This window comes from Bacillus fungorum (assembly GCF_002746455.1).
GTDB lineage: Bacteria > Bacillota > Bacilli > Bacillales > Bacillaceae_G > Bacillus_A > Bacillus_A fungorum.
On the sequence record NZ_NWUW01000002.1, the window covers coordinates 333,012 to 353,806 of the forward strand.

The window sequence follows — 20,795 nt, forward strand, 5'->3', positions numbered from 1 at the left end:
TTTGCTAAAAAATCAAATGTATGTTATGCTTGAGAAGGTTACCATATATGGAGGTGGATTATTTGTTTCAAATTGGCGATAACATTGTTTATCCAATGCAAGGAGCAGGTATAATTGAAGCCATAGAAGAGAAGGAAATCGCAGGGGAAAAACAACAGTATTATGTTATAAAAATGTCGGCTAGTAATATGGAAATAATGATTCCTGAAGGAAAAATATTGAATTCAAATATACGACCAGTAACGGATATCACGGCATTAATACACATAATAGATATTTTTCAGCATGGAGAATCAGATAGATTACTTACGTGGAAACAAAGGTACAAAGTGAACACTGATAAAATAAAAACGGGTAAAATGCAAGAAGGTGCTGAGGTTGTGCGTGATTTAATGCGTATACAGAAGGAAAAAGCACTTAATGCAAGCGAAAAGAAAATGTTAGATAACGCACATGAATTTTTGATTAGTGAACTGGGATTAATTGAAGGTATCACAGAAAATCAAATAAAAAGCTTTTGTTAATGTTCATTACAAATAATGTATTGCATCCCAAAAAAGATTTTGAATTTTTTGGGAACATAATTATAGACAATCAATCATTTCAAAGACATTCAACTCTTTTAAACCACTTTTAGAGCATTAACTTCTTTTGTTATTACTACGATTAAATCCATTTTTATTTTTTAATTCTTTTACGAATGTTCGAAGTTTAATTAAATACTTCGATAGAATAGTTACTTGATTTTTGCAATCCTGATTCACACTGGCACGGACGAGGAGCCGTAAGGATGAAAGAGAGGCAGGGCTTTCATTGTTTTAGGTTTATAAGTTATTATTTTTAGAAGAATACTGAACCATTTCCGCTTCTATTGATAAGGGATTTTTTATATGTGAAGAGATTATAATTGTTTATATTCTTTATATAAAAGAGATGAACAAATTGACAGTCATATATGGTCAATTAAAAAAGGTTTCCTACTAAGGAAACCTTTTTTAGTTTATTTATAGCATTCTATTTATTTGATATTCGAATGTTTTGTGATTAAAGCGTATAAATTGACGTTACTATCTAAAAGTAAGTATGATTCGATTATAGTAAGAATTTTTTAGGGGGAAGAAAAATGACAAGTTCAAATAATAAAGCGGCAAGTATTTATGAAGGAACAAATGTAAACGCTGGAGGATCTTTTGAAAACGTTGAAGAGACGAAGTTATTTGATCCGATTCAAATTGGAGCTTGGTCTATTCGTAACCGTATAGCAATGGCACCAATGACAAGATGCTTTGCAGACAATGAAACTGGAGTAGTTGGTGCTGATGTAGTGGAGTATTATAGAAAACGTGCAGCTGATGGAGTTGGATTAATTATTACAGAAGGAATCGTCATTAGCTCAAGAGCAAAAGGAAACCCAGGGGTACCAGGAATTTATACACAAGAACAAATCGATTCTTGGAAACCTGTTACAGAGGTGGTACATAAAGAAGGTGGGACGATTATTGCTCAAATATGGCATGTTGGACGTATGAGTCATCACGAAATAATTGGTGGGCAAATGCCGCAAGCGCCTTCTGCAATCGCTGCAGAAGGCAATGTTCCACGTTTTCGTAAACCATTTGATACACCAGAAGCAATGACGTTAGAAGAAATACAAGAAGTGATTAGTCAATACGCACAAGCTGCGAAAAATGCGATTGAAGCTGGGTTTGATGGAGTAGAAATTCACGGTGCACACGGATATTTAATTGATCAATTTACTTATGAGTTTGCAAATAAGCGTACTGATAAATATGGCGGTGATTTAAAGCAAAGATTAACGTTTATGAAAGAAGTAACTGAGGCTGTAATAGAAGCAGTTGGAGCTGATAAAACACTTCTTCGTTTCTCTGCTTTTAAAGGGGATAATCCTACTTATATGTGGGAAAACCCTGAGCTGGCAATTGAAACATTCGTAAATATGTTTAAAGAAGTTGGATTAACGATGATTCACCCTTCAACGATGAATTATACGGCAGTGATTGCTGACGGAAAGAATTTTCATCAATTAGTAAGAAAATATTGGGATGGTACGATTGTTGGGGTTGGTAATTTGAATCCGAAAGAGGCAGAAGAAGCACTGCAAGAAGGAACAATTGACGTAGCTGCATTCGGAAGACCGTTAATTGCTAATCCAGATTTTGTTCATCGAATTAAATATGCTGAAAGTTTAGTTGAATATGACGCGAAAGAGCATCTTGCTACATTAATTTGAATAAAGATAAAAGGAGAACGCATGGAGTGTTCTCCTTTTATTATGGAATTTCATAGGGGGAAGCGAGATGAGTGAAACGCTACTCGTTATTATTAGTATATTACTATTATTAATGTTGCTTTTAATCGTCTTTTTTATTATCACATTTTTTATAAAAAAACGGACGCATCATTCTATTTTGAAATTACATCCATACTTAGGAAGGATGCGCTACTTACTGGAAAAAATAGGACCTGAGTTTCGGCAATATTGGTTTGATCACGATACGGATGGGAAGCCGTTCTCACGTTATGATTTTCAAAGTGTTATGTTTTTAGCGAAATATCGTTCGGAAATACTTGGTTTTGGATCGAAACGAGATTTTGAAGCATCTGGTTATTATATTGCTAATACGTTGTTTCCGGTATTAACAGAAGAATTAAGTGTGGATGTAACGCAAGAACGTGAAGGGAAAAAGTATGTGATTCATAAAGAAGGATTATTTTCACGGAGAGAAAAATTGACAGCGGATACAACGAATCTTTGGTTATACGAAGAAGACGATGCAATTATCGTTGGCGAAAATCGTAAATATCCATGGAAACTGTATGGCATGTTTGGAGCATCAGCAACTTCTTACGGTGCGATTGGCGAAAATTATATTTTAGCGAGCGGCTTTGGAGCGAAAATGGCAGGCGGATCGTGGATTAATACTGGTGAAGGTGGCGTTATTCCAGAACATTTACATACAGGGGCGAATATCATTGCGCAAATTGGTCCGGGGTTATTTGGATACCGTGAGGAGGACGGGAATTTTTCAATGGAGAAATTTATGGAGAAAGTGAAAGAAAGTAATATTAAAGCGTTTGAATTGAAATTTGGGCAAGGTGCGAAAATACGTGGTGGTCATTTAGAGGGGCAAAAAGTAAATGAGAAAATTGCTTCTGTTCGGAATGTACGAGTAGGAGAGACGATTAATTCTCCGAATCGATTTTCATTTTTAAATAATGCAGCCGATACACTTTATTTTATTCAGCGTTTGCAAGAAACTGGCGGTAAACCAATCGGTATGAAAATTGTAATTGGACAGCAGGAGCCGTTGGAAGATTTATTTAACACGATGAAAAAGTTAAATATCTATCCAGATTTTATTACAATCGATGGTTCAGAAGGAGGATCAGGGGCAACGTATAAATCGATGGCAGATAGTATGGGACTGCCGCTTATTCCAGCATTATTGACATGTATTGATACGGCGAATCATTATGGTGTTCGGGATAAATTCAAAGTGTTTGCCTCGGGGAAATTAATTACACCAGATAAAGTGGCAATTGCTTTAGCTATTGGTGCAGATGCTGTAAATTCAGCACGTGGATTTATGATGGCGAGTGGTTGTATTATGGCACTTCAATGTAATACTGGCCAATGTCCATCTGGTGTAGCGACGACGAATCCGCATTATCAAAAAGCGTTAGATCCCTATGAAAAGAAATGGCGGGTAATGAATTATATTGTTAGCATGAGATATAGTTTATTTTCATTAGCAGCGGCAGCCGGAGTGAAGAGTCCGCGTCATTTAACGAGAGAGCATATTGTGTTTAAGGATGAGATGGGGCGGGTAGTTTCTCTTTCGGAATGGTTTCCCTTAGTAAATAGAAGGTAAGTTATGTTTGATAGATTGAAAAGTCATACATTTGTATGACTTTTTTAATTTGAAATGAAGTAAGTAAATTATTGACAATAAAAAATAAGTTACTTATAATAAATTTTGAGTTCGAGACAAATAACATTCTAAATCGAGGTTTATTATGATTATAGAGTGAACAAATATTTTTTGGTAAATTATCTCGAATTCAAGATAATTTCGATAGGTTAGATATTAATGAGTAATTTTTAAAATTATATCTTGAATTCGAGATGTAATTATAATGGTGGAGTTTACTTTGCAGTATGGACAAAATGAATAATGAATTTTAATGTAAAGCAATTTTTATAATGAAATAAAAAAGGAGTGGACGAAATGGAAAAGAAAACAATGGGGATACATCATATTACAGCAATCGTAGGATATCCACAAGAAAATGTAGATTTTTATGCTGGTGTATTAGGTTTACGTTTAGTGAAACAAACAGTGAATTTTGATGATCCAGGTACGTATCATCTTTATTTTGGTAATGAAGGAGGAAAGCCTGGAACAATTATTACGTTTTTCCCATGGGCAGGTGCTCGTCAAGGAGTTATTGGTGACGGTCAAGTAGGAATCACTTCTTATGTTATACCAAAAGGGGCAATGGAGTTTTGGGAAAATAGATTAGAAAAATTCAATGTTTCGTATACAAAAATGACTCGATTTGGAGAGCAGTATTTAGAATTTGATGATCCACATGGTTTGCATATAGAATTAGTTGAAAGAGAAGAAGGCGAATTAAATATGTGGAGTTTTGGAGAAGTTACGCCAAAAGTAGCAATTAAAGGGTTTGGTGGTGCTGTTCTTTTATCTGCACAGCCTCAAAAAACAGCTGAATTGTTAGAGCACGTTATGGGTCTTGAGAAAATTGGAGAAGAGGGTGAATTTGTTCGATTCCGTTCTTCTGCTGATATTGGAAATATTATTGATTTGAAATTATCGACAATCGGACGTGGCCAAATGGGTGTTGGTACAGTCCATCATATTGCTTGGAGAGCGAGTGACGATGCTGATCAACTAGATTGGAAAGAGCATGTGTCTCGATTTGGATATGGCGTAACTCCTGTACAAGATCGAAATTATTTTAATGCAATTTATTTTAGAGAACATGGTGAAATCTTATTTGAAATTGCAACAGATCCTCCTGGTTTTGCTCATGACGAATCGTTAGAGACAATGGGTGAAGAATTAAAGTTACCGGAGCGATATGAACCACATAGAAAACAGATTGAACAAACACTTTTACCATTTGAAGTGAGAAATTTAGATTAAAGTGATTGAAAGGGGAAAAGAATTATGATGAAACATGTTTTTCAAAAAGGGAAAGATACTTCAAAACCAGTATTGTTATTACTTCATGGTACAGGTGGTAATGAATTAGATTTATTACCACTTGCAGAAATAATTGACCCGGAAGCTTCGGTATTAAGTGTCCGTGGAAATGTGTTAGAGAATGGGATGCCGCGTTTCTTCCGCCGATTAGCAGAAGGTATTTTTGATGAAGAGGATCTTATTTTTCGTACGAAGGAATTAAATGAATTTTTAAATGAAGCTGCAAAAACATATGAATTTGATAGAAATAACATTGTTGCTATCGGTTATTCAAATGGAGCAAACATTGCGGCAAGCTTATTATTCCATTATGAAAATGCGTTAAAAGGTGCTGTGCTTCATCACCCAATGGTGCCTAGAAGAGGAACACAATTACCTAATTTAGCTGAGAAATCCGTCTTTATTGCGGCGGGGACAAATGACCCGATTTGTTCACCTGCTGAGTCAGAGGAACTGAAGACGTTATTAGAAAGTGTAAATGCAAACGTAACAATGCACTGGGAAAATAGAGGACATCAATTAACGATGGGGGAAGTAGAAAAAGCAAAAGAGTGGTATGAGAAAAAAGTTCTATAAGTACAAAAAATAAAAGAAGCATCTGCTAATCGTTAACAGATGCTTCTTTTATTATTTAAGACTAGATTGTAAGATGGGATGAAGAAAGTGGTAATTGAATATCAACAATCGTACCTTTATTTAATTCACTTGAAATGTGTAATTTACCATGATGTTCTTCAATTATTTTGTAACACATCATTAATCCTAGTCCTGTTCCTTTTTCTTTTAAACTATAAAACGGTTCGCCTAAACGGGAGATACGATCTTCTGGAATGCCACAACCTTCATCAATAATACGTATGAAGATGAAATTATCTTCTAATGGTTTTGTTTGGATGAAAATATTTCCGCCATTTGGCATTGCTTCGATCGCATTTTTTAATATATTTATAAAAACTTGTTTTAATTGGTTACCGTCACATTGAATATCATATACGTAATCAAAATGATCCATAATGATATGAACGCTGTGCATAATAGCAGTCGGTAAAATAAATGTAACTACCTCTTCAATTAAAGTTTGTATGTTACAAGTTTGGATTGATAATACTTGTGGTTTAGACATCGCCATAAATTGACTCGTGATAGATTCCATCTGTGAAATTTCACTTAACATAACATCGATATACCATTTCTGCTCCTCATTTATTTCAGGGAGTAGCAATGTTAGAAAACCTTTTAGAGAAGTGAGTGGATTTCGAATTTCATGGGCAATTCCAGCTGTCAGTTGTCCGACTACTGCGAGCTTTTCAGATTTTCGTAATAACTTTTCAGTTTCTTTTAGCTCAGTAACATCTCTTCCCATCACGATAAGACCTTTGCGAGAACCGTCAGTATGATAAAGTGGAACTTTCGATATACTTAAGATTAAATCGAAATCATCTCTATGTATAATAAATTCCTCACCATGAAGAATTTGTCTTTGTTGCCATGCTAGTTCGTCGATTTCTTCACAATGTAAAAAAGCTTCTCGGTAAGCTTCGTTATATTGAATGAGTTCACTATCTTTTTTCCCATGGTAAGGTACATGATGGAAATTGAAGCAAGAAAGTGCATAGTCATTTGCTTCAAGCCAGCGCCCTTCATGATCCTTAAATATAACAAACGCAGGCATGGAGTTCACTAAGGTACGTAGTCTCTTCTCGCTTTCTTTAAGCATTTTCTCAATTCTTTCTGATTTTTCAAGAGGCTTCATAATTGCATACACGCCTGTTAGACGTTTTTTTGAAAAAATAGGAACTAATTTTGTTACGACATCCAATAAATATCCGTCTTTGTGATAAATAGATACGATATACTCTTGTTGATTGTCGGCTTTAGTTTGTTTTATATATTGTAATACTTGCTCAGAAATATGAGCTTCTAAAATGGAAGTAATGTTCTTCCGTTCTAATTCTAAAGAATTGTAACCTAATATTCTTTCAGCAGAAGGATTAATATGTAGAATAAATCCTTCTAAAGTGAGTGAAATAATACTATCAGGATTGTGTTCAAATAGAGATGCGTACATTTCTGTTAATGAACGTTCTTGTATATGGTCTCGTAAACGTCCAGAAATGTTCAGATGACGTTTTCTTTGAGTTGATGAATATTTTTTACGATTCATAATAATTCCTCCGTACAACTAGCATCTAAAAAGATTTGTCTATTCATAACTATAATATAGATGTAATGTGTATTTCTATAAAAAATGGAAGTTATAGAATAAATTTTGTTTTCTTTATTTTTTGCAAAATGAATGTAAGGTGGTAATAAGAGGAGCTTATATTGTTTTATAAATCTTTTGTAAGTTACAGGCGGATGTTTTCCTTATAATATTAGGATAGAGGAGGGGGAGAGAAAATGAAAAGTTATATTCAAGGGATTGATCATGTGCAAGTAGCTGCGCCTGTAGGGTGTGAAGAAGAAGCACGAGAATTTTATGGTAATAAAATTGGTATGGAGGAAATACCGAAGCCAGAGGAATTAAAGAAGCGTGGTGGGTGCTGGTTTAAGTGTGGAAATCAAGAGATTCATATCGGAGTTGAGCAAAACTTTAATCCAGCTAAAAAGGCGCACCCAGCTTTTTATGTTTTAAAAATTGATGAATTTAAACAAGAGTTAATAAAGCAAGGTATTAAAGTAATAGATGATCATGCACGACCAGATGTAATTAGATTTTACGTGTCAGATCCGTTTGGAAATCGAATTGAATTTATGGAAAATAAAAACTAGGTGGAAATCCACCTAGTTTTTTAACCTTTTCTAAACAATCCTAATACTTCAACCGTTTCGGTAATGTTAACGAATGCATGAGGGTCAATTTCAGAAATTGTTAATTTCATACTTGCTAATTCTTCACGAGAAACGACTGTCATAAGTACACGTTTTTTTTCGCTGGAATAAGCACCTTCGCCATCAAGTAATGTAATTCCACGTACAACAGTTGAAAGAAGTTGTTTTTTCATTTTTTCTGCTTCATTTGTTACAATCATAAGTGTAACCTTTCGATGTTTCGTATGAATAGCATCGATGACTTTACCAGTTACATAAATGGAAAGTAAGCTTGTAAGAGCAACATCCCAAGTGAAGAAGAATCCTGCAATAATAACAACGACTGCATTTAAAACAATAAGGAATCCACCAAGTTTAATGTCTCTTTTGCGAGACAACAACATACCGATAATATCGAAACCACCAGTTGATCCATTACAGTTAAAAACAAGACCGATACCAGCTCCGGCAATGACACCACCAAAGATCGACGATAAAAGTGGATCTGTTGCTACGACTTTTACTGGAACATAGTATAATGCAACAGATAATACAATAACAGAGACAATCGTGTTGAAAATTACTTTTTTTCCAAGACCTATGTAGCCTAAAATAAGGATAGGTAAGTTTAATACAAAGTTAATAATACCTGTGTTTACAGGAGTTATAATCCCTAAAATAATAGCAATTCCGCCAATGCCACTACTTAAAATTTTGTGGGGGATAAGGAAAAGATTAAAGGCAATTGCAATAATAATAGAACCAATAATAACACCAAGAAATCTGATCATCTCTTTCCCGTCCTTCACTAAAAAATTCATATTATTTCAAGATTATATATGATATTGAAAGTTTTAGGGAAAAACAGTTTATTTCGGAAAATTAGATTAATCAAAAGAATTCGAGTATTTTATCATTTGAAAGGGGATACAGTTGTGAGGATAAAAACATATCAACAGAAAAGCCCGTTGAAGCAAGAATGTGAGGATTCTTACTTTTGTAATGAAGAAAAAAAGATTTATGGTGTATGTGATGGTGCAACACCGCTCGTCCCGTTTCGTGATGAAAAGGGACATAATGGAGCATACATCGCTTCGCATTTATTTGCAAGTTATTTTACTTCATTACGTGAAAGTCATAGTTTACAAGTTGCCGTTGCAAAAGCAAATGAAGCATTGCAAAGCAAAATGTTAGAATATGAAGTAGATACGAGAAAAAAAGAGCATTTGTGGTGCACATGTATTGCGGCAGTTCAAATAGATGGTGAGAAAATTAAATACGCACAATTAGGGGACTGTATGATCGTTGCAATACTTCAAAATGGAACGATGCAAGTATTAACGAAGGACACGGTTGAAGGAATTAGTAAACGAGCAAAAAAAAAGAGAGAAGAAGATCGTAAAAAAGGGTTATCTGTACCAGAAGAACATGTTTTTCAAGATGTGCGAGAACAGTTAAAATATAATCGTTATCTGGCAAATATGCAGGGCGGGTATGCCGTTGCAAATGGAATGAAAGAAGCAATACATTATTTACAACATGGTGAATTACATATAGATGAAGTGAGCGGGATTTTTATTTGTTCAGACGGATTATTCCACCCGGATTGGCCACTCGAACAAACTGTTGCATTTATAAGAAAAAATAGTATAAGTGAATATGTGGAAATTATTGAAGAGTTAGAAGGGGAAAAGAGAATAAGACCAGATGATAAAACAATTATGATCATTGATTTTTAAGGAGAGGATGTTCAAATGGAAATTAAATGTGTTAATCTATCATTTCAAGATGAATTAGTTCCTTTAGAAAAAGTAAATAAACTGATTATCCACCATACATCCGAAGATGGATGGGATGTGTATAAAACACATGAATTTCATCAAAAAATAAGAGGGTGGAGCGGGATCGGTTACAATTATTTTATTGAAGAAGATGGAACTGTAGTCGAAGGGCGAGGTTTACATATTGGAGCACATGCGAAAGATAATAATAGAGATACAATTGGAATATGTATGACGGGAAATTTTGATAAATATGATCCAACTCCCGCACAAATGAATGCATTATATTCTTTATGTAAAATGTTTATGAAGCAGTTTGCTATTGAGAAAGAGAGTGTACTCGGCCATAGGGAGCTAGAAGGAGTTACAAAAACTTGTCCTGGCAATCGTTTTTCTATGGTAGAGTTAAGAAACGTACTATCATAAATATAGAGGAGTAACAAATGATGATGAATATAAAAATACCAAATGATAAAAAAGAAGAGCTTGTAGCACAAATTCAGCAATTTTTCGTTGAAGAAGATTTAGATGAAATTGGGCGTTTCCAAGCAGAGCGATTAATAGAAGAAATGATTAAATTAATTGGGCCGTTCGCATACAATCAAGCAATTGGAGATGCTAGAAAGCTTGTAACAGAGAAATTATCTAATATTGAAGAAGATTTGTATGTGTTAGAAAAAAGTGAAGGAAAGTAAAAGGCCATTTTGTCCTTCTTCCGTCAATTATAAAATAAGTGTTATGTCACGGCTTTTTCCGATGTTTTATTTGGAAAAGGTCGTGAAGTTTTTTCATTTTCAGCAGGAAAATAATGAAACTTATCCCCCTATCTCGTACGCCATTCTTTTGCCATTTCATCATGATATGCTTCTGTCCAATGATATGGTTGCAACTCTTTTAAAGGTTTAAAAATAATATTTTGTTTAGCATTTGTAATCGCACACTGTACTTCTGGTCCCCAATAAAATAAACGTTCTTGGCATACACCACAAGGAGAGAGTACCTTTAATTCAGAATGCTCATTTTCTCTTGCAAGACAAATAGAATGTGTAACTTTCTTTTGAAATTTATGAGCTTCTAAAATTGCACCTGTTTCCATACAAAGTTCTGTTGAAGCATTTATTACGCCCGGAGCAACACTTGTATAAATTGTTCCATCTTCTACACGAATCGTTGCGGCTCCACCCCAACCATTTGGATATCTTTGTTCAATTAAATGTTTCACCACATCATATAATTGTTGCTCAATATTCAACTTCTTTTCCTCATTTCTGTCCAAATTCCGGTTTGTTATTTCGAAATATTCTTTCTTTTACCATAATAACATAAACAAAAAAATGGAATGAACATTTAATTTCAAACCATCTTTTTAAAGAACTATATTATCTTTTAATGGAAAGAAGAGAGTGCTAATCTCTGAGATGCAAAATTATCAAGCAGTTGTTGAATTAACACAATTAGATAAAGAGAAATTTACATATAAAGAAATGGGGAAAGATGCGAATGGAAAAGATATAAAAATCTTTGTTGAGCATGAACCGTATACAGGTGATCCAAAACCAAATTTCACAAAGTAAGCTTTTACTGTATCAAAGGCATTATGTTAGAAAATGTTAGTAAGGAAAAGCTTGAGTGATTAGGTAATTAAAATACTTATTTATAGACAAATAGATGCTTTGAGGCATCTATTTGTCGTTTTAAAATGATTTTATGGGTACAAACTCTCTTTTTACAGATTTAGTAACTTACCACTTGCACAACCATACATTTTCGTTCTTTTATTTATTTTCTTTATGCTCTTTATATTCATGTACTTTCTCTTTTATATTACCGACAGTATCTTTAGCAGTACCTTTTACCTTATCCCATTTTCCTTCAGCTTGTAATTTCTTATTGTCAGTTACTTTCCCAACAACTTCCTTTACTTCGCCTTTTACTTTATCAATAGCACCTTCTACTTTTTCTTTTAAGCCATAATCATGTTTAGTCATACATTTCTCCTCCTTGTAGTTTGATTAGAATTCTCTTTTCATATTGCAAGTTGAATGATGTATCTAGTAATAGCGTAACAAATTTAGTTTGAATATTCAAATGATTAATAGGGTGAAAAAGAGATTGTCATAAAATAGATAAAATTGTAATGAGAAGAGAAAAATGTTAATTACATGTCTTTTGCAGTCCATATTGATTTCGTATAAGCGATTTTCATATGGGCCCGTTCCATATTATTTTGACTGCCGCTACCGAATCTTGCTTGTCCGACTATTAAATGACAATTGGATTCAATAGCTGTTTCAATTCGTTTTTGAATTAAGACAGTATGACAGCCTTTACGCTGAAATTCTGGCAAAGTAGCAGAAGCAGCTAATGAAGCAATCCTATTATTTATATACAAGACACCAATGCCTGCAGGAGTGTTTTGAATTTCAGCTATGAAAAAATGCCATTCTGGTTTATTGAAAAGAATTTTGTTATTTTGGCGCACGCCATCTTTTGTAAAGGATGGCATGTTAAATCCACGTACATATATGTCTGCAAAAATATCAAATTCATTTTCTTTTAGTTTGCGTACTGAAATGTTAGAAGGAAGAAGAGATGGATCTTCTGTCGGTTTACTATATAAAGCGGTATGGAAGCTAGATTGGTAAAATCCTTTTTCAGATAAGTATTGAAATAGTTCAGCTGTACCTTGCGCTGGTGTAATTTCAAAACGGCAAGGGATTTGTAGTGATTGATAATAAGAGATAATCGCATCTATCGCATCTGTATTTGTAAAGGTAACGCCTTTTACTGTGTTAAAAGTAGGACCAGCAATTATTTTTGATGAAAAGGCAGTGGCGCTCCCGAATTTTTTTATTTGTGCTTGCATTGGATTCCCGTTCATTGCTTGTAGTAGTGCTAATCTAGAAGAAAGCATATGTATTTCTGCGTTTTCAATTTCTTGTGCGGTATTGATTGTCATAATTGTACTCATGAGATTCCCCCGTCATTAAATATATTTCATAGTACACATATACGATGTTTGTTCTGAGATTCCTGTTGAAATGTAAGAGAATTAGAGGTTTTTTGGAAGGGAAATGGAAGTGAACTGTCGAAGGGAGTAGAAACAGATTAAAGGTGGTGCTCTCATGAAACAGAAAGACGTGCAAACATGCTCTTATTGTGGCTCACATCACATCGGTGAAGGTGAGTTTATTGGCTATGCACAAATACGGAAAAAGGAGACGATGTTCACATCTTCACCAGTGGATGCTTATATTTGTACAGATTGTGGGAATATCCTTTCATTAAAGGTACGAAATTATGAAAAGTTTAAGCAGAAGCCGTTATGATTATTGAGAAGTGGTGTTATTAGGGAAGTTAATAAGAGTAATATTTTACATATATATGAGTATGCCTCAGATAAAGAGATGAAAACATATACTGTGTGGGATGCTTATCGATCGCTATATGACATACAAAAATGTATAGAGGAAATTATGAATCAATATGGGGAAGAAACATTAACCATCTTGGAATATTTCATATCAAAAACTCCTTTAAATGAATAAGGGAGTTTTTATTTTTTAATAACAATAATTACCTTTAATTGTTATAATTGGTTATTAGGGGGGTGGTTTATTAACGCCACAATCTTAGGAGAAAAATAGCTAAATCGTATATAAAACCGCTATATAACATAATCGCAACCGTAAGTTGACAAAGTGCAACCGCAGGAAGATAGAGATAAGGGCAATGTTTACATACAATTTAGTTAAGAAAACAAAGGGGGACACACATATGGGATTTGGTGAGAAGCTTTTTAAATTAAGAAAAGAAAAAGGCCTTTCTCAAGAAGCATTAGCCGAGAAATTAAACACAACAAGGCAAGCGGTTAGTAAATGGGAAAACGGTCAAGGTTTTCCTGAAACTGAAAAGTTAATAATGATTGGAAATGTATTTGAAGTATCACTTGATTATTTATTAAAGGAAACTGCTGAGCAAAGTAACGAAAATGTGGATGGCTATTACGTAAGTAAAGAAATGGCAGAAGGATATGTAGTGTATGGACAAAAAATATCTAAATATATAGCGCTAGGGTTTAGTTTGCTCATTTTATCTACAATACCGTATTTATTATTTAAAGAAAATGTAACAATGTCTATGTTCCTTGTCATTATTGTTGCTGTCATTGGAATCGGAACAATGATGGTACCTGTAATGATAGAAGAGAGTCGATACAATGTATTAAAAAAGGAAGAATTATTATTTGATCAAAACTTTCTAAAAGAATTGACAAAAAGATATGCGACTATTAAGAAGAAGTATGCTTTAGTAATAATCGTTGGATTTTGTTTTATAGCAGCAGGAGCGCTACCTTTTTTATTTGAGAAAAAGCATATCACTTCAGGAGAATTAGTACAGTATCACCCTTATTGTGTTGTACTTATTGCTATCGGAGTTTATCTTTTTGTTCGTGTATTAGGAGTATTAGAGGCGTATCGAATTTTAGTAGAAAATAAAGAATATAGTAATCGTCTTATTTTTAAACTGAAAAAGAAATTGAGAGAAAAAGTGGATAATTTTTAATAAATGAAAACATATTTTTATGAAAAGTTAAGATAGGAGTGTAATGATGTCAAATCTTCTAGAAATTGAAAATTTAAGTAAATCATTTGGAAACAAAGTTGTTTTAAGAGATGTTTCCTTCAATGTGCCGTCTGGATCAATTGTTGGATTCATTGGTGACAATGGAGCAGGGAAATCAACAACCTTTAAAACAGTACTACAATTAATTTCTAAAGATAGCGGTACAGTAAAAATATTTGGTAAAGAAAATATAAATAAAGATGCCAAGATTAAGGAAAAGATAGGAGTCGTATTTGATGCTATGAATCTACCGGCTCATCTTACAATAAAGCAACTAAATAAGGTTTTTGAAAAGATGTTTGAATCTTGGGATCAAGATAATTTTTATCGATTAGTTAATACTTTCTCTTTACCTATTAATGAGAAAGTAGGTAAATTCTCGCGTGGGATGTCAATGAAACTAACTATAGCTGTTGCGCTGTCACATAATGCCAAATTATTAATCCTAGATGAAGCGACGGGAGGTCTTGATCCTTCATCTAGAGAGGGCGTGTTAGAGGAGTTAAAAGGTTTTGTGAGTAAAAGTAATGGTGGTATATTACTTTCTTCTCACATTATGAGTGATGTAGAAAAAACAGCTATCCACTCCTCTATGTTTTTGGAGCAGAAAAATCTGATGCTATTACAATTGGAGGCGCATGCGGGGGACTTGTTACTTATTTTGGATTACAAAGTGTAATTGGCTATTTAATAGAACAATTTCCAATATCAAATTTAAATTCATCTGTATATGTTTCAATTCTATATGCAATATTTGGCGTTATCATATATATCTTTTCTTATTTCATTTCGGTATTTATATATCGTAAGAAGGAATTTTAGTATATTTTCTCTTAGTATTTTCTGAATTATTTCCAAAGAAATAATTCAGAAAATACAGAAAAATGTCGTAATTATTTGTGGAAATCTGTTATAATAAACAAAAAATGAAAACGCTTTAAAGGGGGATATAACCAATATGATGATGAATGTACCGCTAACAATTAGTTCTATGATGGAAAGAGCAGAAAAACTGTTTTCAAAGAAAGAAATTGTTTCACGGACACATGATACAGTTACGACATTAACGTATAAGCAGTTAGGAGAAAGGACAAGAAGACTTTCTAGTGCACTGCAAAAGCTTGGGATTAAAGAAGGTGAACGTGTAGGAACGTTAGCGTGGAACCATCATCGGCATGTGGAAGCGTATTTTGCTATTCCAGGTATTGCTTCCGTTTTGCACACAATTAATATTCGTTTATCTCCTCAACATATTTCATACATTATTCAGCACGCAGAAGATCGAATTCTACTTATAGATGAAGATCTCGTACCACTCGTTGAAAATATTCAATTACAATTATCAACTGTACAAGCCTACATTATTATGACTGATAAAGATGAACTTCCAAATACTACGCTAGAACCTGTATATCATTATGAAAAGCTATTAGAAGAAGGCGATCCAAATTTCCAATTTGTAAAAGATATTGATGAAAATACACCTGCTGGTATGTGTTATACGTCAGCGACTACAGGGAATCCAAAAGGTGTTGTATATACGCATCGTAGTACTGTTTTGCATTGTATGGCACTCGGTTTAGCGGATACAGCTGCTTTATCGGAAAGTGATGCGGCAATGGCGATTGTACCGATGTTCCATGTGAACGCTTGGGGACTTCCTTTCGCTGCTACTTGGTTTGGATCAAAACAAGTGCTTCCAGGACCGATGTTTACGCCGAAAATTTTACTAGAGATGATTCAATCAGAAAAAGTGACGTTAGCTGCCGGTGTGCCGACAATTTGGCTTGGTGTATTACAAGAGTTAGAAAATAATAGTTATGATTTATCTAGTATGACGAGAATACTATGCGGTGGTGCAGCTGCACCAAAAAGCGTTATTAAAGCATTTGAACAGAAACACAATGTTCCGTTCATTCATGCATATGGTATGACGGAAACGAGCCCACTCGTAACACTTGCACGTTTAAAAAGTTATGAAACAGAATTATCGTATGAAGAGCAATTGGAAATTCGATCAAAACAAGGGTATCTTGTACCTGGTGTAGAGATGAAAGTAGTCGGTACAAATGGTGAAGTGAAGTGGGATGGTACGGAGATGGGAGAACTATGTTTACGAGCGCCATGGATCGCTGAAAGCTATTATAACGATGAGCGTACTGTCGAAGGTTTTCGTGATGGTTGGTTATATACTGGTGATGTTGTTACAGTTGACGAGGAAGGCTGCGTAAAGATTGTTGACCGTACGAAAGATGTGATTAAAAGCGGAGGCGAGTGGATTTCCTCAGTTGACCTTGAAAATGCTTTAATGGCTCATGATGCTATATTTGAAGCAGCTGTCGTTGCTGTTCCTCATCCGCAGTGGCAAGAGCGTCCAGTTGCGTGCGTTGTTCCAAAGAAAAATAGTACGGTTACAAAAGAAGAAATATATGAGTTTTTAAAACCACAGTTTGCAAAGTGGTGGTTACCAGACGATATTGTATTTATGGAAGAAATACCGAAAACATCTGTTGGGAAGTTTTTAAAACAAGCGCTTCGGAAAGAACTTGAGCATTTGCATAAAGAGAAATAATTGAATTTCTCTTTGTAAACTTATTTGTATTTTATGTTGACAAAGTGGGGATAGAAAAAGGATATATACATGATGAAATATTGTCTTTTAATGGTTTATTAGATGAATCTATAAATCCAGAAATGAATTATGAACGAATTATTAAAAGAACAAAACCCGCATTTTTACAAAATGGTACAGTAACGGCAGGTAATTCGTGCGGTGTAAATGATGGGGCATGTGTCGTTCTTGTAATGGAAGAGGGAAAAGCTCAAAAATTAGGATACAAGCTTGTTCTTCGTTTCGTTCGCAGTGGATCCTAATCTTCCAGCGACTGGTCCAATATTTGTGGTGAACAATTTATTAAACGAAATAAATGTAAAAGTAGAGGACATCGATTATTTTGAAATAAATGAAACATTCGCCTCAAAAGTTGTTGCCTGTGCAAAGGAGTTACAAATTCCTTTCGAAAAATTAAATGTAAATGGTGGGGCAATTGCACTCGGTCATCCGTACGGTGCATCTGGTGCTATGCTTGTAACACGTTTGTTTTATCAAGCGCAAAGAGAGTATATAAAATATGGAATTGCGACGTTAGGAATTGGGGGCGGAATAGGGCTTGCACTATTATTTGAGAAAGTAGAAGACTAGAAAGGAACTAGTTTTCTACTTTTTGAGGAACATAAGCATTGCTACCAGGTTTTGCTTTTATTTCATTCCAAGCAGCGATAGCATCAGCTTTTGATTTTCCTTTATTATTTGGATCTTCGAAGAAGTCGCGAGTAAAGCGATTATATTCAAACTGCGCGCTAATAGTTGTTCTATAAGTAGGATCTTTTTTTCGTTCGTTTTCTTCATACCAAAACGTTATCGCATCTTCATATGTTTTTCCAACATTCTCTTTAAAAAACTTTTGAAGAGCTACTGTAAAGCGGAAGTTTGCTCCGATTTTTTCTTTGAAAAAAGCACGAACATCTTCGCTACAGCGGTGATTTTCAGTAATAACAGTTTGAAGAGAAAGGTCTTTATAAGAGAGGGAAGCTTTACTCACTTTTTGATGAGAACTGTTTTTTAATACTTTACCTGTAGTTAGATAATGTGAGATACGCTCGGTTATTTCAATCTTAGAGCCACTAGCTGGAAAATCATGTTTACGACAAAATGTTTGAAGTTCTGCTTTTAACCAATAATAGTTTTGGAAATCTTCAAGTGATATAGACTTTGTTAAAGGTGGACGCATAAATGTAACAACTTCTTTCTGCCATAATTTTCTTTAATTATAAAACGTATGTTCTTTTTGTGGAAGGATTAATTTGTAAATATAACGGGAAGGGGAGATTGTATATGGAAAATGTAATGCAAGTTCGTGTTACGGGAATTTTAATTGAAGATGAGAAGGTATTGCTAGTAAAGCAAAAAGTGACTAATCGCAATTGGTCTTTACCTGGGGGAAGGGTAGAGAATGGTGAAACGTTAGAAGAAGCGATGATTCGAGAAATGAGAGAAGAAACAGGGTTAGAAGTTAAAATTAAGAAGCTACTCTATGTTTGTGATAAACCAGATGCTCTCCCAGCTTTATTACATATTACGTTTTTGCTTGAAAGGATTGAAGGTGAAATTACGCTACCTTCTAACGAGTTTGATCATAATCCGATTCATGATGTGCAAATGGTACCGATTAAAGATTTAAGTCAGTATGGTTTTTCGGAAACTTTTATCACTCTTATAAGTGAAGGTTTTGTAAATGCAGGGAGTTATCAAGGTTTGAAACAAAATATAGGTCTGTAAATATAGTGGAAGGATAGCCGTTAGCTATCCTTCATAAACATGTTTTAGACTGCTGACTGTAAAGAAGAAACAAGTTGATTTAAAAACTCATCCCCAGTCATAATCGCTTTCCCGCCGCCACGAGCACTTTTTTTATTTCCGCCACCTTTTCCTTCAATGGCAGGAAGTGCATCTTTTAAAAGAGCATTCATATCAAGCGTGACTGTTTTTCCGCAAGCAAGAATACATTGTAATTTGTCCTCGTTTTCAATAATGAAATATGTAATGGCATGTTCTTGTTGTTCTGTAATAATAGAGGATAGTTTTGAGATTTCTTGCATAGAACGATTTGTAAACACTTTAGAAATAAGTATGCTAGCATGTATTTCAGCAGGCTGTTGAAGTAGTTCATTTGCCTCTGCATATAATAATTTTTCATTCATTGTTTGTATTGTTTTTTCGTTTTCTTTTTGAGAAGTAAGCAGTTGTGTTACTTTTGCTGGAATATCACTCTCGCTACTATTTAATTGTTTAGAAACATCCTTCATAATTTGTTGCTGTTGTCCCATTAATTTTAGTGTGCGCCAACCAGCGATAAACGTTAATCGTATGCCTCCTTTATTACGCTCCCACCCTAGTACTTGAATAGGACCTACTTCACCTGTATGTTTCGGGTGTGTTCCGCCACAGCCGTTATAATCAAAGTTTTCGATAATAACAACACGGATATTTTCTGTCATAGTCGGTTCTTTACGAAGGGGTAATATTTTCGCTTCTTCTAAGTCCATCCACAGGGTACGGATTGGATGGTTTTCAAAAACAATTTTGTTTGCAATTTGTACTGCTTTTTCAACCGTTTCTGCATGCAGATTTTCTGTTTCTAAATCAATTGTTACCGTTTCTTTACCAAGATGGAATCCAATCGTAGGTATGTTAAAATGATCCCAAAAAGCAGCAGATAAAATGTGCTGAGCCGCATGTTGCTGCATATGATCAAAACGGCGTTCCCAATTGATTTTACCTTCTACTTCTTCTGTATGTAATTGTTCTACAATGAAGTGACGGATTTCTCCATTTATCTCTTCTACATTGATTACATCGATATCATTTAATGTGCCAGTATCATACGGTTGTCCGCCACCTGTCGGATAAAATGCAGTTTCGTTTAAAATAACGTATAAGTTACCGTCTTTATCATAATCTTGCTTTATAACTTTTGTAGTAAAGTCTTGCTTATAAGCGTCAGTGTAATATAATTTTTGCTCCAATTTCCTTTCCCCTTTCGTGTTCACTAGTTTCATTGTAAAGCAATTGAAATTAGTTTCCTAATATTTCAGCAGAAAGAAACTATTTTTAGAATTTTCTTGCTATAATAAGAAAAAGAAAATGCGGGGGTGGGATGAATATGTTATATGAAAACGGCGTAGATAAACTGCTTAGTTTAAGTAAAAATATTTCTGAATTGTATCGAGAATTAAATGAAATGACCCGGATTTTAATGGATTGTAATCGAGAAAGTGTGAAGTTTGATCGGTTATATGTAAAAGAGTTACTGTGGAAGAAAGAAGATGTAATAGAGAAATATGACCAGCTACTTGTGCAACTTTGTATAAATGAATGCTTTGATTTAAAAAGTGTCATTACAGGGGAATATAAGTATACATATGAAGAAGTAGAAAACATCGTTTTACAATTTAATGAGAAGTATAATGTCGCAATTTTAATTAAAGATGTTTGTAAAGAATTACAGTTTACATATGGCATAGATATGGATATAACGAGAACAGCTCGAGTATCAACAGCTCAAGTATAAAAAGGGAAAAGAAAGCAGATCCTTTGCTTTCTTTTTTATGTAAGAATAGGGGAGAAGGTTTGAAGATGAAGGGTAACTAACTGTTACGATTTATTTAACCAATTATAACGAAAGTTAATTAAATATATCAGTAAGCCCTGCTAGTCAAGTGATTGGCTAGTAGTGAGGGTTAACTGCGGGCAATCCCTAAAGCTGAT

General features: G+C 34.3%; 21 protein-coding genes and 5 pseudogenes. 19 read left to right on the forward strand and 7 right to left on the reverse strand.

Going from position 1 to position 20,795, the window contains the following annotated elements; translation table 11 throughout:
• Positions 1 to 62: 62 nt before the first annotated feature.
• From CO726_RS04440 to CO726_RS04460, 5 genes are all read left to right on the forward strand, one after another.
• Complete coding sequence (locus CO726_RS04440; RefSeq protein WP_169513012.1) at positions 63 to 524, forward strand: CarD family transcriptional regulator; 462 nt, start codon at positions 63 to 65, stop codon at positions 522 to 524.
• A 599-nt stretch (positions 525 to 1,123) separates the two neighbouring features.
• Positions 1,124 to 2,251 carry an alkene reductase gene (locus tag CO726_RS04445; RefSeq protein ID WP_099683424.1) on the forward strand — a complete coding sequence of 376 codons (1,128 nt, stop codon included), beginning with the start codon at positions 1,124 to 1,126 and terminating at the stop codon, positions 2,249 to 2,251.
• Between the two features lie 67 nt (positions 2,252 to 2,318).
• Positions 2,319 to 3,893 carry an FMN-binding glutamate synthase family protein gene (locus CO726_RS04450; RefSeq protein WP_099683425.1) on the forward strand — a complete coding sequence of 525 codons (1,575 nt, stop codon included), beginning with the start codon at positions 2,319 to 2,321 and terminating at the stop codon, positions 3,891 to 3,893.
• A 357-nt stretch (positions 3,894 to 4,250) separates the two neighbouring features.
• A complete protein-coding gene (locus tag CO726_RS04455) occupies positions 4,251 to 5,189 on the forward strand; it encodes a ring-cleaving dioxygenase (RefSeq protein WP_099683426.1) in 939 nt (312 codons plus the stop codon).
• A 24-nt stretch (positions 5,190 to 5,213) separates the two neighbouring features.
• Positions 5,214 to 5,825, forward strand: a complete 612-nt coding sequence (locus CO726_RS04460; protein ID WP_099683427.1) for an alpha/beta hydrolase — start codon at positions 5,214 to 5,216, stop codon at positions 5,823 to 5,825.
• A 61-nt stretch (positions 5,826 to 5,886) separates the two neighbouring features.
• Here CO726_RS04460 and CO726_RS04465 read toward each other — a convergent pair whose 3' ends face one another.
• Positions 5,887 to 7,413 (reverse strand): BA3702 family sensor histidine kinase, encoded by a 1,527-nt coding sequence (locus tag CO726_RS04465; protein ID WP_099683428.1) that lies wholly within the window; start codon positions 7,411 to 7,413, stop codon positions 5,887 to 5,889.
• Between the two features lie 236 nt (positions 7,414 to 7,649).
• Between CO726_RS04465 and CO726_RS04475 the strand changes: the two genes are divergently transcribed.
• Positions 7,650 to 8,021: a VOC family protein gene (locus CO726_RS04475; protein ID WP_099683429.1), complete on the forward strand. Its 372-nt coding sequence runs from the start codon at positions 7,650 to 7,652 to the stop codon at positions 8,019 to 8,021.
• Positions 8,022 to 8,041: 20 nt separating this feature from the next.
• On the opposite strand, the gene CO726_RS04480 is transcribed toward CO726_RS04475, so the two are convergent.
• Positions 8,042 to 8,851: a YitT family protein gene (locus CO726_RS04480; RefSeq protein WP_099683430.1), complete on the reverse strand. Its 810-nt coding sequence runs from the start codon at positions 8,849 to 8,851 to the stop codon at positions 8,042 to 8,044.
• Positions 8,852 to 8,977: 126 nt separating this feature from the next.
• On the opposite strand from CO726_RS04480, the gene CO726_RS04485 reads away from it, so the two are divergent.
• From CO726_RS04485 to CO726_RS04495, 3 genes are read left to right on the forward strand one after another with little or no spacing between them, the layout of a single operon-like run.
• Positions 8,978 to 9,799 (forward strand): protein phosphatase 2C domain-containing protein, encoded by an 822-nt coding sequence (locus CO726_RS04485; RefSeq protein ID WP_136699359.1) that lies wholly within the window; start codon positions 8,978 to 8,980, stop codon positions 9,797 to 9,799.
• A 15-nt stretch (positions 9,800 to 9,814) separates the two neighbouring features.
• Positions 9,815 to 10,267 (forward strand): peptidoglycan recognition protein family protein, encoded by a 453-nt coding sequence (locus CO726_RS04490; protein ID WP_099683432.1) that lies wholly within the window; start codon positions 9,815 to 9,817, stop codon positions 10,265 to 10,267.
• A 17-nt stretch (positions 10,268 to 10,284) separates the two neighbouring features.
• The gene (locus CO726_RS04495) at positions 10,285 to 10,536 is read left to right on the forward strand and encodes a DUF2164 domain-containing protein (protein ID WP_136699361.1); all 252 of its coding nucleotides are present in this window, start codon (positions 10,285 to 10,287) and stop codon (positions 10,534 to 10,536) included.
• A gap of 128 nt (positions 10,537 to 10,664) precedes the next feature.
• On the opposite strand, the gene CO726_RS04500 is transcribed toward CO726_RS04495, so the two are convergent.
• Positions 10,665 to 11,093, reverse strand: a complete 429-nt coding sequence (locus tag CO726_RS04500; protein ID WP_099683433.1) for a cytidine deaminase — start codon at positions 11,091 to 11,093, stop codon at positions 10,665 to 10,667.
• A 136-nt stretch (positions 11,094 to 11,229) separates the two neighbouring features.
• Here CO726_RS04500 and CO726_RS04505 point away from each other — a divergent pair.
• Positions 11,230 to 11,415: pseudogene (locus CO726_RS04505) on the forward strand (DUF4822 domain-containing protein); the annotation flags it as partial.
• 201 nt (positions 11,416 to 11,616) lie between these two features.
• Here the strand turns inward: CO726_RS04505 and CO726_RS04510 are convergent.
• The gene (locus CO726_RS04510) at positions 11,617 to 11,829 is read right to left on the reverse strand and encodes a CsbD family protein (RefSeq protein ID WP_099683434.1); all 213 of its coding nucleotides are present in this window, start codon (positions 11,827 to 11,829) and stop codon (positions 11,617 to 11,619) included.
• Positions 11,830 to 11,999: 170 nt separating this feature from the next.
• Entirely contained in the window at positions 12,000 to 12,812 is an 813-nt protein-coding gene (locus CO726_RS04515) for a GNAT family N-acetyltransferase (protein ID WP_099683435.1), read from the reverse strand.
• Positions 12,813 to 12,966: 154 nt separating this feature from the next.
• Here CO726_RS04515 and CO726_RS04520 point away from each other — a divergent pair, with 154 nt between their 5' ends.
• The 7 genes and pseudogenes from CO726_RS04520 to CO726_RS04550 all read left to right on the forward strand — a co-directional run.
• Positions 12,967 to 13,170 (forward strand): hypothetical protein, encoded by a 204-nt coding sequence (locus tag CO726_RS04520; RefSeq protein WP_099683436.1) that lies wholly within the window; start codon positions 12,967 to 12,969, stop codon positions 13,168 to 13,170.
• A gap of 3 nt (positions 13,171 to 13,173) precedes the next feature.
• Positions 13,174 to 13,353: pseudogene (locus tag CO726_RS33115) on the forward strand (GNAT family N-acetyltransferase); the annotation flags it as partial.
• A 265-nt stretch (positions 13,354 to 13,618) separates the two neighbouring features.
• The gene (locus tag CO726_RS04530; protein ID WP_099683437.1) at positions 13,619 to 14,407 is read left to right on the forward strand and encodes a helix-turn-helix domain-containing protein; all 789 of its coding nucleotides are present in this window, start codon (positions 13,619 to 13,621) and stop codon (positions 14,405 to 14,407) included.
• A gap of 46 nt (positions 14,408 to 14,453) precedes the next feature.
• Positions 14,454 to 15,053 (forward strand): annotated as a pseudogene (locus tag CO726_RS04535) (ABC transporter ATP-binding protein); the annotation flags it as partial.
• Positions 15,044 to 15,289: pseudogene (locus tag CO726_RS04540) on the forward strand (ABC-2 transporter permease); the annotation flags it as partial. The pseudogenes CO726_RS04535 and CO726_RS04540, both read left to right, overlap by 10 nt.
• 136 nt (positions 15,290 to 15,425) lie before the next feature.
• Positions 15,426 to 17,039 (forward strand): long-chain fatty acid--CoA ligase, encoded by a 1,614-nt coding sequence (locus tag CO726_RS04545; protein ID WP_099683438.1) that lies wholly within the window; start codon positions 15,426 to 15,428, stop codon positions 17,037 to 17,039.
• Between the two features lie 50 nt (positions 17,040 to 17,089).
• Positions 17,090 to 17,669: pseudogene (locus CO726_RS04550) on the forward strand (thiolase family protein); the annotation flags it as partial.
• 7 nt (positions 17,670 to 17,676) lie between these two features.
• Here CO726_RS04550 and CO726_RS04555 read toward each other — a convergent pair.
• Positions 17,677 to 18,258 carry a DUF6434 domain-containing protein gene (locus CO726_RS04555; RefSeq protein ID WP_099683439.1) on the reverse strand — a complete coding sequence of 194 codons (582 nt, stop codon included), beginning with the start codon at positions 18,256 to 18,258 and terminating at the stop codon, positions 17,677 to 17,679.
• A gap of 104 nt (positions 18,259 to 18,362) precedes the next feature.
• Here CO726_RS04555 and CO726_RS04560 point away from each other — a divergent pair, with 104 nt between their 5' ends.
• Positions 18,363 to 18,806, forward strand: coding sequence for an NUDIX hydrolase (locus CO726_RS04560; RefSeq protein WP_099683440.1), 444 nt, complete (start codon positions 18,363 to 18,365; stop codon positions 18,804 to 18,806).
• Positions 18,807 to 18,850: 44 nt separating this feature from the next.
• On the opposite strand, the gene CO726_RS04565 is transcribed toward CO726_RS04560, so the two are convergent.
• Positions 18,851 to 20,053, reverse strand: a complete 1,203-nt coding sequence (locus CO726_RS04565; RefSeq protein WP_169513015.1) for an alanyl-tRNA editing protein — start codon at positions 20,051 to 20,053, stop codon at positions 18,851 to 18,853.
• A gap of 137 nt (positions 20,054 to 20,190) precedes the next feature.
• Here CO726_RS04565 and CO726_RS04570 point away from each other — a divergent pair, with 137 nt between their 5' ends.
• Positions 20,191 to 20,598 (forward strand): hypothetical protein, encoded by a 408-nt coding sequence (locus CO726_RS04570; RefSeq protein ID WP_136699363.1) that lies wholly within the window; start codon positions 20,191 to 20,193, stop codon positions 20,596 to 20,598.
• Positions 20,599 to 20,795: the final 197 nt, after the last annotated feature.